8 protein-coding genes are annotated in these 13269 nt (G+C 57.1%); 4 read left to right on the top strand and 4 right to left on the bottom strand.

The genetic code is table 11. The features are described from left to right. Nucleotides 1-113 precede the first annotated feature (113 nt). Together LARV_RS11055 and LARV_RS11050 are read right to left on the bottom strand one after the other, a co-directional pair. Nucleotides 114-1214: an ROK family protein gene (locus LARV_RS11055; protein ID WP_172797846.1), complete on the bottom strand. Its 1101-nt coding sequence runs from the start codon at nucleotides 1212-1214 to the stop codon at nucleotides 114-116. A gap of 292 nt (nucleotides 1215-1506) precedes the next feature. Next, nucleotides 1507-2220, bottom strand: coding sequence for a DUF4230 domain-containing protein (locus LARV_RS11050; RefSeq protein ID WP_075073691.1), 714 nt, complete (start codon nucleotides 2218-2220; stop codon nucleotides 1507-1509). Between the two features lie 97 nt (nucleotides 2221-2317). Between LARV_RS11050 and LARV_RS11045 the strand changes: the two genes are divergently transcribed. From LARV_RS11045 to LARV_RS11030, 4 genes are all read left to right on the top strand, one after another. After that, nucleotides 2318-3352 carry a phosphate/phosphite/phosphonate ABC transporter substrate-binding protein gene (locus LARV_RS11045; RefSeq protein WP_075073690.1) on the top strand — a complete coding sequence of 345 codons (1035 nt, stop codon included), beginning with the start codon at nucleotides 2318-2320 and terminating at the stop codon, nucleotides 3350-3352. Nucleotides 3353-3388: 36 nt separating this feature from the next. Continuing rightward, nucleotides 3389-4054 carry a SanA/YdcF family protein gene (locus LARV_RS11040; protein WP_083522500.1) on the top strand — a complete coding sequence of 222 codons (666 nt, stop codon included), beginning with the start codon at nucleotides 3389-3391 and terminating at the stop codon, nucleotides 4052-4054. Nucleotides 4055-4132: 78 nt separating this feature from the next. After that, entirely contained in the window at nucleotides 4133-4723 is a 591-nt protein-coding gene (locus tag LARV_RS11035) for an HD domain-containing protein (protein WP_075073688.1), read from the top strand. A gap of 30 nt (nucleotides 4724-4753) precedes the next feature. Continuing rightward, on the top strand, nucleotides 4754-5860 hold the full coding sequence (locus LARV_RS11030) for a nuclear transport factor 2 family protein (RefSeq protein WP_075073687.1): 1107 nt from the start codon (nucleotides 4754-4756) through the stop codon (nucleotides 5858-5860). 52 nt (nucleotides 5861-5912) lie between these two features. Here the strand turns inward: LARV_RS11030 and LARV_RS11025 are convergent, their stop codons facing one another. Beyond that, complete coding sequence (locus LARV_RS11025) at nucleotides 5913-8777, bottom strand: DNA gyrase/topoisomerase IV subunit A (protein ID WP_075073686.1); 2865 nt, start codon at nucleotides 8775-8777, stop codon at nucleotides 5913-5915. Between the two features lie 113 nt (nucleotides 8778-8890). Continuing rightward, on the bottom strand, nucleotides 8891-13123 hold the full coding sequence (gene rpoC / locus LARV_RS11020; RefSeq protein WP_075073685.1) for a DNA-directed RNA polymerase subunit beta': 4233 nt from the start codon (nucleotides 13121-13123) through the stop codon (nucleotides 8891-8893). Nucleotides 13124-13269 lie beyond the last annotated feature (146 nt).

The raw sequence follows: 13269 nt of genomic DNA, 5'->3' as shown, positions 1-13269 counted from the left end.
AAAAAATGAGCGTTCTCGTATTCGGATGGTCTTTCCATCCGGTTAACGACAGATCATCAAACCGCCCAAATGACGAATTGTGAGTAACACACCACCTCCTTTTCGACCAGGGATTAACTGTGTTCCGAAAGACGGTGCAGCACAATGCTGAGGGCCTGCACGACCGCGCCCATGGCAGATGAACGTCTGCCCAGCAATGCTGATGTGATGCGTACTGAACGGGAAGCCGGCAGCAAGCTGCGCTGGTGAACCGTCTCCCGGATGGGTTCCAGGAGAAGATCCCCAATTTGCGCAACGCCGCCGCCAACCACGACCATGCTTGGGTTAAATAAATTGACCAGGCTTGCCAGGGCAGTACCCAGGTGAACACCTGCTTCAGAGACGATTTGTTGCGAGACCAGGTCTCCGCGTCGCGCGGCGGCGATGACATCCCGGGATCGAATTTGGCTCACAGGAGAAATTTCGGTCAGCACCGTGCGCCGCCCGCTGTTGACTTCCTGAATGGCGCGATTGGCAATCGCGCGCCCGCCTGCCAGAGCCTCGAGGCACCCGCGATTGCCGCAGGTGCAAACCGGGCCATTTTCTTCGATTGTGATATGTCCGATCTCGCCCGACGAGCCTGTCGCGCCGCGATAAATCTGGCCATCCAGCAGCAGCCCGGCGCCAATGCCGGTCCCGACCTTGATATATGCCAGATCCCGCTCGCCGCGTCCGGCGCCGTAGGCCCACTCGCCAATTGCGCCTAATTCGGCATCGTTGCTGAGGGATACGGGAACGCCGAAACGCTTTTCCAGGTCGTCTCGAATTGGATAACCATCCCAACCGGGCATGATGGGCGGCCCCATGACGCCCACGCCGGCAACGACCGGACCCGGGACACCGGCGCCGACGGCCGAAATATCTTTTATACTCAAACCGGCTTCGCTCAGGATTTGATGCACCAGGCTCTCCACTCGCGGGAGACAGACAGCCGGTCCCTGATTGATATCCAGGGGTTCATCCATTTCGCGGACAACACGGGCAGAAAAATCGGTCACCAGAATGGTGACGTGCGTGGCGCCCATATCAATTCCAACCACATATCCGCGGTCTGGATTGATCTCGAGGACGATCGGCCGCCGGCCGCTTGGATAATGCGATTCGATTTCCCTTACCAGCCCCGCAGCTTGAAGGTCAGAGACGATGGCAGTGATTGCGGCCCGGGTTAAATTCATCTGGCGCGATAATTCGATTCGCGATATTCCCCCGGCAGTGAATCGAATGAGATCCACAACGGCATGTTTGTTAATGTTCTTTACATTCTGCGTTGGAATCGTCCAAAAGAACGTGCTCAACTGCCCGCCTCGACATCCTTGGATGTCTAAATTTTAGCACAATGCAAAGCATTGTCAAGTAAATTAACACACAAGGCAGAGAAGCCCTAATTCAGTTGATCAGACAATCAGTTGGATAATTTATCATACACAATTTTCGGCCAAAGTCAAAGGCCTCTTGCGATGATTCTTTTCACTGGGCGGGAGGAAGCGGGGTCGGGGTCGAAATTGGGGTGGACTCAAAAATGATCTCCTGATAACCCAGGTTCCGCAGCAAACGCTCCAGATAATTTTTCGCATTTTGCAACGCCTGATCCAGAATACCATCCGCGACAGCCGATTGTAGGACTTCGGATTCGGCGACCTGACGCGCGCGAGTTTCCAGGTCTTCATCCCCGTGAGTCAATAATCCCTGTTCGCGGTCGTAGACATAGGATTTATCGTTATCCAGGGTGGCCACGAAAATCTCCGGCGAGGGCAGCCGGACGTGCAATGCCCCATTTTGCATGTACAGATCGGACGTTTCCAGTTTCGTCAAATCGACCCCGGCAATGACGCGGCCGTAGGCCACAAATAAGAGCCGGTCTCCAAACAGAATGCCCAGTTTTTGTCCGGTTTCGGCCGTTATCACCTTTTCGACCGTGTATTGGATCGTCTCCAATCTGGCCAATGAACGCACCTCATGGATGATTGTTACCGGGTCCGGGTAAATCGTCGGCGTCGGGTGAAGAAGCTCGGCCACCTGAGTGCTCAGGTTTCGATTGGAATTCTCCAGCGGCGCCAAAATTCGATCGGTAGTCTCTTTTACAAAAAACAGGATCAGGAACAAATAAACGACCAGGATCAACCCCAGGACGCCTAGAACGATTACGATCGCCCTGTTATTGCGCTGTGGTTCAGGATTCATGCGGACACCTTTTCTCGAGATGATTATGAAAGGCCAATAATTGATTATAATCATTCTATCTGGTTTGACACCTCTCGTCAAAAGCGGGGAATCCTCCTTGAATCTTTCGCGTCACCACCGGTGGTCGACTATTTTCGTTGTTTGCGCGATTCTGAGCCTGAATCTTTTTGCCTGCCAGGCGCAGCAAAATGGCGACTCTGCGGCATCCGCCACACCGGAACCCACCCCGACCTTCACCCCCGAACCCCTGGGCAGCGAGGGCAATCCGGTCATCCTCGGATTGGTCCCCGCTGAAAATGCGCCCGATCAGGCAGCCCAGGCGGCCACCCTGGCAGAGAAATTAAGTTCGGCGGTTGGATTTTCGGTGAATATTCTGGTCGTGGATGATTACGAATCCTTGCTGGCAAAAATGCAGGCCGGATCTGTTCACCTGGTTTTCTTGCAACCCATCACCTATATCACCGCCCATCAAAATCAACTCGCCGATGTAGCCCTGCTCACCAATCATTTTGGCGTCTATTATTACGGCGCGCAATTCCTGGCCAATATCGATAGCGGTTTTTCATCCTACTTTGACCCGAACACCAATTCCAATACCGCAGATGCAGCCACCGCTCTCGGCCAACTCAACGGCGCAAAACCCTGTTGGGCGGACCCCACCTCGGTCTCCGGATATATCCTGCCAGCCGGAATTCTGGCGCAAAACGAGATCACAGTTGCCAATGGTGCAACGCTTCTTTCTCAGACGGGGATCATCCGCGCATTGTATATCAAAGGCATTTGCGATTTCGGTGTTACATTTGCCATTTCCGGCGATCCACGCACCTCATCGGCCGTGATCAACGACCTGCCGGATGTCCGCGAACGGGTGATGATCCTCTGGCAAAGCGATCCCGTAATCCCAAACCTCAATCTTTCCTATACACCTGCCTTGCCCGCTGAAATGCGTTCAGTGCTGACTCAGACCTTTCTGGATCTGGTAAAGAGCGATGACGGCAAGGCGCTTCTCGCTGCAGCGGCTGGCGACTACGAAATCCAGGATATGCGGGTGGTGGATGATTCGGTTTACGATCCCTTGCGCAGCGCTGTGGATGCCCTCGGTTTGGACGTCTATCAGGCATTGGGAAAATAATCGCTTGATAGTTAACGGCATGGTAGAATCCTTTTCGTGAAACGAAAAATATTTCGCATGATCTTTCGCATCGCAATGATTCTGGTGACCGCAGGCGTGGCGATTTTTGCCATACCGCGCCTGGCTTCTGAAATCTACGCCTTGAATCGGATCGTTAAACCGGACGACTCTCCGCAACGGCCAGTCGCAATTGTATTTGGCGCGGGCCTGCAGCGCGACGGCTCACCCACTCCGGTTCTGCGCGACCGGGTGGCGACCGCAGCCGGACTGTATTTTTCCGGAAAAGTGCAAAAACTGCTACTGAGCGGTGACAACCGATTTGTTGATTACAACGAACCCGGCGCCATGCGCGCGTATGCGCTCGAATTGGGCGTGCCTGACGAAGATATCGTCCTCGATTACGCAGGCCGGCGCACCTACGACACCTGCTATCGCGCCAAGGAGATTTTCGGCGTACAGCAAGCCATTTTGGTCACGCAACGTTTTCACTTGCCGCGCGCCCTGGTCATATGCAACGGCCTGGGCATCGATGGGGTTGGGGTCTCGGCCGACCTGCGAACTTACCGAAAATCCAGCCTTTCGATCTGGAATTTGCGCGAACTGCCGGCGACGTTGGTGGCCTACATCGATACTTTCATTACCCGGCCGCTGCCGGTCCTGGGAAATAAGGAGCCGATCTTCCCCCAATCGACGCCCGAATAAACCGTAACGAACTCAAATTGGGTATGCTTTTTGCAACGATTCCCTGGGTAGAGATTAACTTTACGATACAGGAAGCTTATGGACCGCGAAACCGCTTATTCCATTGTCCAGAAATATATTACGAGTAATCACCTGATCAACCACATGCTGGCCGTCGAGGCGGCCATGCGCTTCTACGCGCTCAAGCTCCAACAGGATGTCGAAACCTGGGGCATGACCGGCCTGCTGCACGATTTCGACTGGGAAAAATACCCAACCCCCGAGCAGCATGCCACCGCCGGCGCGCCGATCCTGCGCGAACAGGGCGTGCCGGAGGAGATCATCCAGGCCATCCTCAGTCACGCTGACTATTCGGGCGTGCCGCGCAATACGCCCCTGGCTAAGGCCCTCTTCGCCTGCGACGAACTGACCGGACTGGTTACAGCGGTGGCCCTGGTGCGCCCCTCCCGATCGCTCTATGATTTGACTTCAAGCTCCGTGAAGAAGAAGTGGAAGGACCGCGCATTTGCCGCCGGCGCGAATCGCGAAGAAATCGCCGCCGCAGCCGCTGATTTTGGCGTCGATCTCTGGCAACATACCGACAACGTCATCATCGCCTTGCGCAGCATCGCGCCGCAACTGGGCCTCGAAGGCAACCTGCGCCCCAACGGACTGCCCGCTGCCTTCTGATACCTTCGCGTTCGGATAGGAGAAACCGATATGTCGCTACAGGGAAAAGGTTATTTCATCTGGAAGGTACCCAAATGCGAAGGCGCCAATCCGACTTCGATTGCCAGGACGGCCCGCTCGGCCAATCTGACGCATGTCCTCCTTAAAATCGCGGACGGAATTTATAAATACAATGTCGAAAAATCGACCCTGTATGACTATCTCCCCCCCGTGGTCGCCGAATTGAAACGCACTGGCATTCAAGTGTGGGGCTGGCATTATGTGTACGGCATGGATCCGGTCGGTGAAGCGCGCATCGCCATCCAACGCGTCAAAGAGCTTGAACTGGATGGGTATGTGATCGACGCGGAAGTGGAATATAAAACGGCCGGACGGGCTACCGCCGCCAGAACTTTCATGTCCAGACTGCGCGCCGATCTTCCGAACACACCCATCGCTCTGAGTTCCTTTCGCTACCCTTCCCTGCACCCGCAGTTTCCCTGGAAAGAATTCCTGAGCCAGTGCGATCTGAACATGCCGCAAATGTACTGGGAAAAGGCCCACAACCCAGGTTCGCAACTGGTTCGTTGCGTGAAGGAATTTCAAGCCATGACCCCGTACCGGCCGGTCATTCCGACCGGAGCCGCCTACGGCGCCGGCACTTGGCGCCCAACGGCTGCGGATATCGTCGAATTTCTGGATAAAGTACAGGAATTGAAAATTCCGGCTGCAAATTTCTACAGTTGGGATGAATCACGAAGCCGTTTGCCTGAATTGTGGAAGGCTGTTTCGGATTACGCCTGGGGCGAATTGCCGCCCGAGCCGCCCAAAGATATCGCCGATCAACTGGTGGATGCCTGGAATTCGCACGATATCGAGCAAATCGCAGCTTTGTATGCCTCCAACGCCGCTCACATTACCAGCGCCCGCACGGTGCACGGTCAGCTCGCCATTCGCGCCTGGTACAGCACCTTTCTCAATGAATTGCTGCCCAACGCGCGCTTCCAACGCACCGGCCAGACCGGAACGGACAACAACCGCCATCTAAGCTGGACGGCCACCAGCGATAACGGCAAGGTTCTGGACGGCGTCGATTCGCTCGGTCTGATGAATGACAAGATCATCTATCATTACACCAGTTTTTCCGTGACAAAATAGTTCGAAAAAGGCGTTTCGCAAGGAAACGCCTTTTTGATTCAGACCGAATGGTTTATTTCGCCGCCGGCTTCTTGGGTTTCTTCGAGCCAGCCGGCTCAGCGGGCTTGCTCTTCTCGTCCGGTTTCATGGGCGAAGCCGGGGTAGCTCCGGATTTGGCGGGTTTTGATGCCGTGGATTTACCCGGCGTCTTTTCCACCGGGCCGGCCTTTGTCGGCGGCTTTGTTTGGGGCTTGCTCTGGGTCGCAACCGATTTCTTCTCGGACCCGGCTTTCTTCACTGCGGCTTTGGCCGGACTCTTTTCGGCAGATTTCGGGGCGGGTTTTCCGGCCGGTCTGGCCGGGGCGGCTTTGGACGGTGTTCGCTGGCTGGCTTTGACCGGCGCTTTTTTCTCGCCTTCCTCGCTGACATCCAGCAGAGCCGGCTGTTCCACGCTGCGTGGTTTCGGCGCGGGTCTGGATTTCACTGCCGCGGCTTTACCTTCCCAGAATTCCAGGCTGTCGAAAGCAGTCGAGAGCGCCAGAGCGGCGTCGCCAGCTTTGACCGGCACCAGTTCTTTTCCGGCTCCGCCGCGTTTTCCCAGCGGAATCTCATCCAGGCGCACCTGTTTGGCCGCCAACACCTGCAGGTGAATCCAACCACTGGTCGTCTTCTTCCCCACCAGCAGGCCCACCAGATCGGTCCGCGCTGGCAATTTACACGCGATCACGCCCTGGCCGTAACGGCCTTGCTGTGGAAAATCCTCCAGCGGGATGCGCCAGCCCTGTCCATTCGAAGCCAGCAGCAGCGTCTCAGCGCCGGGTTGCACGGCCTGCGCAGCGCACACCACATCATTCGGCGCCAGTTTAATCCCACTGACTCCACCCGCCACCAACCCCATCGGGCGCACATCTTTCTCATTGAAGCGGATGGCCATGCCGCGCGCGGTCAGGAGCAAAATGTCATCCTCACCCTTTGTCAAGAACACCCAGCCCAGCAGATCCTCGCCATCCACTTTGACCAGCGTAAACTGCTGCGTGGACGGTCCGGGCAGGTCGGTCACCGAGGTCTTCTTTACCATACCGTTCTGCGTCACACCGACCACAAAGCGTTCGTTTTCCTTGTCGCGCTGCATCGGCGCGCTGAAGATTCCGGCCAGCGCGGTATTTTCATCCAGGGGTGAGACCTTGTGGACGGGAACGCCATCACTGAACTTCTCCACCTCAGGCAGTCCGTGCAGCGCGATCGCCGCCGCCTTTCCATCCTGGTCGACCAGATAAAGCGTCTGGTGGGTGTCGGCACGCAACAGAAAACGCGGCGCTTCCCGGCCGCTAACCCGCGGGAGTTCATCATTGTTGGTCCGGCTGATGAGCCCGTCGGAAGTCACCCCCACCCAGACGACCTGCGCCGGGGTTACATCAGTGGCGGTCAGGCGGTCTACCGCGGCTTCGCCCTCTTTCAGGGAGACAATCTGCGTCCGCCGGCGGTCGGCGTAGGCGGCTTTCATAGCCTGCAGTTCCTGCTCGATCACCTGGCGCATTTTGACGGGCGATTTCAGCAGCGCTTCCAGTTCTTTGATCAGAGCGATCAGACCTTTATATTCGTCCTCGATCTTCTTGCGTTCCAGAGCAGCCAGCCTGCGCAGCGGCATTTCAAGGATCGCGCGCGCCTGAACATCGCTTAACTTGAACTTTTTCATCAGGCGGTCGTGGGCCGCTTCGGCGTCCGGTGCAGCCCGGATCAGGGCAATCACTTCGTCCAGGAATTTTATGGCTATGCGCAAACCCTCGAGGATGTGCGCGCGCGCCCTGGCGCGATCGAGATCGAATTCCGTGCGTCGGCGTACAACCTCCATGCGGTGCTCGAGATACACTCGCAGGGCCTGCTTCAGATTCAACAGGTGCGGCTCGTTTTCCACCAGCGCCAGCAGGTTGATGCTGATGGTGGATTGGAGCGGCGTGCGTTTATACAACTCGCGCAGCAGGTCGTTTTCTACGGCGGCCTTGCTCAACTCGATGACGATGCGCATCCCCTGGCGGTCGGATTCGTCGCGCAGGTCGCTGATCCCATCCAGGTTACCCTCGCGAACCAGTTCAGCGATGCGTTCGATCAACGCCGACTTATTGACCTGATAAGGGAGCTCATTGATGATGATGCGCCGTTTGCCGCGCTCCATATCCTCCAGGTGCACCCGGCCGCGAACCGTAAGCCGGCCCTTCCCGGTTGCATAAGCGCTGACCAGTTCGTTCGAGCCGTGCTCCTGCAGGATGATACCGCCGGTCGGAAAATCCGGTCCTTTGACGAAACGCATCAGGTCCGTGATCGAGACGTCATCCAGCTTATCCCAGCCCTCCAGCATGAAAATCAGCGCATCGATGACCTCTGCCAGGTTATGCGGCGGAATGCTGGTGGCCATGCCCACGGCGATGCCGGTGGCGCCGTTGACGAGCAAATTGGGCACCGCCGCCGGCAGGACGTCCGGCTCCTCCAGCGAGCCATCGAAATTGCGCCCAAAGTTGACCGTGTTGCGGTCGATCTGGTTGAGAATTTCAATTGCGAAAGACGTCAGGCGAGCTTCGGTATAGCGCATCGCGGCCGGTGGATCGCCGTCGACGCTGCCGAAGTTGCCCTGGCCGTCCACCAGCATGTTGCGCATGGAAAAATCCTGGCCCATGCGCGCCATGGCCTCATAAACGGCCATGTCGCCGTGCGGGTGATACTTGCCCAGGACCTCACCCACAATTCTGGCGGACTTCTTATAAGCTGAGTCTGGCCGCAATCCCATATCGTACATAGCATACAGAATGCGGCGTTGCACGGGTTTCAATCCATCGCGCGCATCTGGCAGCGCCCGGGCGATGATCACGCTCATGGCGTAGTCCAGATAGGATTGTTGCATTTCGTGATCGATGTCTACCTTGCGAATCTGGCCAATTTCCATTCAGGATCTCCGAAGTGAGATTCGAACCACTTTTTCGATTGCTAGATCATTTTACTTGATATCAAAAGAGCCTGCGGAGAGAATCCACAGGCTCTTCCATAGATCAGAAGTCGTTATTCAACCGTGCTCGGCAAATTCGAAACGGAAACACGCGGCTCGCCGTTCTCGACCCGGCTGAAGCGGCCGTGAACGAAGCCCGTGCCGGCCGGGATGAGTTTGCCGATGATGACGTTTTCCTTGAGGCCAAACAGCGGATCCTCATTGCCGGCAATGGCAGCGCCCGCCAGCACCTTGATGGTGTGTTGGAAGGAGGAAGCCGACAGGAAGGATTCGGTGCTCAGGGAAGCTTTGGTCACGCCCAACAGGATTTCCACAAAGCGCGCGGGTTGTTTGCCCTCGGCAATCAACTTCTCGTTGACAGCTTTGATCTCCAGGCGGTCGACGACATCCATCGGCAGGTAAGGCGAATCACCCGGGCGGACGATCTGCACCTTGCTCAACATCTTGCGGACGATGACCTCGAAGTGCTTATCGTTGATGTTCTGGCCCTGCGCGCGATATACCTTCTGGATTTCGATCAGCAGGTACATGTTGCAGGCATCGCGGCCCTTGATGCGCAGAACGGTATGCGGGTTGAGCGAGCCTTCAGTCAATGGCTGGCCGGCTTCAACGACATCGCTGTCCTTGATCAACAAACGGGAGGTGGAAGGAATTTCGTAATCCTCGGATTCCCGATTTTCGTAGGAAACGATGACCTTGCGATTCTCGAGGCGAACGCGTCCGGTATGCTGGGCTGTGATCGTGGCTTCACCGGCGGCGGCGATGATATCGCCCAACGAAACGGTGCCTTCATCCGCGACGCTGATCGTCCAGGTTTCCGGAATGTCGTACTCATCGCTGACCATTTCGCTGTGTTCGACGCGCACGGTGCGCTGGTCGCTGTAGCGATCGGATTGGATGACGTGGGCGGTACCCTCGATGCGGGTGATGACCGCCTCGCCCTTTGGCGTGCGGCGAGCTTCGAAGAGTTCTTCCACGCGGGGCAGACCGGTTGTGATATCACCGCCGGCCGCAACACCACCGGTGTGGAAGGTGCGCAGGGTCAACTGCGTGCCCGGTTCACCAATGGACTGCGCGGCAACGGTGCCGACCGCAGAACCCATTTCCACCAGCTTGCCGCGGCCGAGGTCCATGCCGTAGCACTTGGCGCAAATACCGTGGGTTAATTCGCAGGTCAATGGGCTGCGGACGCGAACCGCGTCGATGCCGGCCGCGACCACCTTGCGGATCAAGGCGTGGTCGAGCATCTCATCGCGCTCGGCCAGTACCTCGCCGGTGTTGGGATCTACGATGCGCTGGGCGGTCAGGCGGCCATACAGGCGGGTGCCCAACGACTGGCCAGCCACATCATCGCTCTTGCGAATCCAGAGGCCATCTTCCGTACCGCAGTCGATCTCATTGATGATGATGTCCTGGGCAATATCGACCAGACGGCGAGTCAGGTAACCGGCATCTGCTGTACGCAGCGCGGTATCGGCGAGGCCTTTGCGCGCGCCGTGCGTGGAGATGAAGTATTCCAACGCGGTCAGGCCTTCGCGGAAGTTCGAGAGAATGGGCAGGCGGATGATACGCCCGGCCGGGTCAGCCATCAAACCGCGCATACCAGCCAACTGAGCGATAGGGCCGAAACCGCCTTTGGTAGCCCCGGAATTGGCCATGACCGACAGGTTGCCATCCGGATCCATGTTCTTGCGGACTGCATCGGCCACCTTCTTGGTGGTCACCTGCCAGATGTCGATTTCGCGTTCGTTGCGTTCCTGCTCGGTCAGCAAACCGCGCCGGAAGTTGCGCTGCACGCCTTCGATTTCCTTCTGGGCGTTGCCCAGGATGGTGGCCTTTTCGGCGGGCATGACGATATCCGCAACCGCCAGAGTGGAGCCGGAGCGCATCGCGTATTCGAAACCGATATCCTTGATGCGATCGGCAACCTCGGTGGTTACATCTTCGCCGCAGTATTCATACACCGCCCCGATCAAATCCTTCACACCGCCCTTGTCGAGCGGCTCGTTGACGTATTGAACCTGTTCGGGAAGGATGTGGTTGAAGATCACCCGGCCAACGGTGGTGTCCAGCAGAACGTGGCGTTTTTCGGGAAGGCGGTTGCCCTTATCGTCGTAGTAGGTGTCGACCGGGATCTTGATACTAGTGTGGACGTGTACCTGACCCAACTGGTAGGCCATATCCACTTCGTTGAAATCGATGAACGCGCGCCCGTCTCCGATGTGTTCCTTATGATCGGTAACCGTCAGGTAGAACACGCCCAAAACCATATCCTTGGACGGGCTGATAATCGGTTCGCCATCCGCGGGTTTGAGCAGGTTCTTGGAAGAAAGCATCAGATTGCGCGCTTCCCAGACGGCTTTCTCGGAAAGCGGAACGTGCACGGCCATCTGGTCGCCATCGAAGTCCGCGTTGAAGGCCGTGGTCACCAACGGGTGAAGCTGGATGGCGCTGCCTTCGATCAGGACGGGTTCGAAAGCCTGAATACCCAGGCGGTGCAGGGTTGGCGCGCGGTTCAACAGCACCGGGCGTTCCTTGATCACCTCTTCGAGCACTTCCCAAACCTCGGGGCGATTGCGCTCGATGAAGCGGCGCGCGCCCTTCACGTTGGCGGCGTAATTATGCGACACCAGGCGGGAAATGACAAACGGGCGGAAGAGTTCCAGAGCCATGGTCTTGGGCAAACCGCACTGGTATAGCTTGAGCGTCGGGCCGACCACGATGACCGAGCGGCCGGAGTAGTCGACACGCTTGCCCAACAGGTTGCGGCGGAAGCGGCCCTTCTTACCCTTGAGCATGTCGCTCAGGGATTTCAATTCACGGCGGCCGCGGCGGGAAAGCGCCTTGCCGCGCTGCGAGTTATCCACCAGGGAATCGACGGCTTCCTGGAGCATGCGTTTTTCGTTGCGCACGATCACATCCGGCGCGCCCAGTTCCAACAAACGCTTGAGGCGGTTGTTGCGGTTGATGACGCGGCGGTAAAGATCGTTCAGGTCCGATGTGGCGAAGCGACCGCCATCCAACTGGACCATTGGGCGCAGATCGGGCGGAATCACCGGCAGAACCGTCAGAATCATCCATTCGGGGCGATTCTGCGAGCGGCGGAAGGCTTCCACGACCTTGAGACGGGTGGTGGCCTTCTTGCGCTTCTGCTTGCTCTTGGAGGTGCGCACCTCGTGCCACAGATCTTCCGAAAGTTGGTCGAGATCGAGGCGGCGAAGGATGTCGTAGAAGGCTTCTGCGCCCATATCTGCGCGGAATACCTGCCCCCAGCGTGATTTGAGTTCGCGGTAGCGGCTTTCGCTCAAGAAGGTGAAGGCGCGCAGCTCCTGCAGTTCATCCCGCAGATGGGCATTCTGGCCCTGCGAAGCTGAAGATTGGTCTTCCAATTCGCTGCGCAAGGCTTCCATCTCTTCATCAGCCTGGGCGCGGATTTCCTGGATCTGCATCTTGATCTGTTCGAGTTCGCGGGTGATTTCATCCCGGAATTCGCTCTCGAGTTCATCCAGGTGTTCTTTGACGGCGCGCTGGACGCGAGAAATGTGCTGGGCCGTGATGGTCTCGCCCACGTCCGCGATCACCGAATTGGCTGCGGTGAACACGATCTTGGTCACCAGGGCGGTGCCCATCTTGTCCTGCAGCGTTTGTTCCAGTTGCTGGCCTTCTTGAATGACCGGCTCAAGCCGGGAAGCAATCTGCTCGTCGCGGCGGGATTCGATTTCGCTCTTGCGGGCCTGGAGTTCCTGAATCTTGTGATCGCGCGACTGCTTGACTTCCAGGATCCGGGTATTGATCTGGGCAGCCTGCTCACGCTCCGAGACATTGATCTCGTCTTCGAGACGTTTCAAGGCTTTGTTACGCGCATCGTCATCCACGTAGGTGACAATGTACTGGGCAAAATACAGCACACGGTCCAGGTTGCGGCGGGAAATATCCAGCAGCAGCCCCAGATAGGAAGGCACGCGGCGCGTATACCAAATGTGAGCAACCGGGGTCGCCAGCTCGATATGCCCCATGCGCTCGCGGCGCACCGAGGAACGAGTGACTTCAACACCGCACTTATCGCAGATGATGCCCTTATAGCGCGGGTTCTTGTACTTACCACAATAGCACTGGTAATCGCGCGTAGGACCAAAGATCGCCTCGCAGAACAGGCCATCTTTCTCTGGACGAAGACGTCGATAGTTGATGGTTTCCGGTTTCAGGACTTCGCCGTAAGACCAGCTTCGAATTGTTTCCGGAGAGGCCAGGCTAATACGTAGTGCAACAAGGCTCTTGGTTTCCACTATTAATCGCCTCCTGAACTGAGAACCGTGACAAAAATGGAATGAAGACTGTTTAACCAATTTCAGCGCACAGGAGTTTTCTCGCCGGCGCTGGATAACTAATCAAAGTCGGGTATAAAGTACACACGCATGCAAACGGACATTAT

It is taken from the genome of Longilinea arvoryzae (assembly GCF_001050235.1).
Classification (GTDB): Bacteria; Chloroflexota; Anaerolineae; order Anaerolineales; family Anaerolineaceae; genus Longilinea; species Longilinea arvoryzae.
This window is presented reverse-complemented; position numbering and strand designations above follow the sequence as displayed.

Bases quoted from the DNA above. Each gene is read 5' to 3' on its own strand.
- LARV_RS11055 (WP_172797846.1), bottom strand. From the start codon at position 1,214: ATGAATTTAACCCGGGCCGCAATCACTGCCATCGTCTCTGACCTTCAA.
- LARV_RS11050 (WP_075073691.1), bottom strand. From the start codon at position 2,220: ATGAATCCTGAACCACAGCGCAATAACAGGGCGATCGTAATCGTTCTA.
- LARV_RS11035 (WP_075073688.1), top strand. From the start codon at position 4,133: ATGGACCGCGAAACCGCTTATTCCATTGTCCAGAAATATATTACGAGT.
- LARV_RS11030 (WP_075073687.1), top strand. From the start codon at position 4,754: ATGTCGCTACAGGGAAAAGGTTATTTCATCTGGAAGGTACCCAAATGC.
- LARV_RS11025 (WP_075073686.1), bottom strand. From the start codon at position 8,777: ATGGAAATTGGCCAGATTCGCAAGGTAGACATCGATCACGAAATGCAA.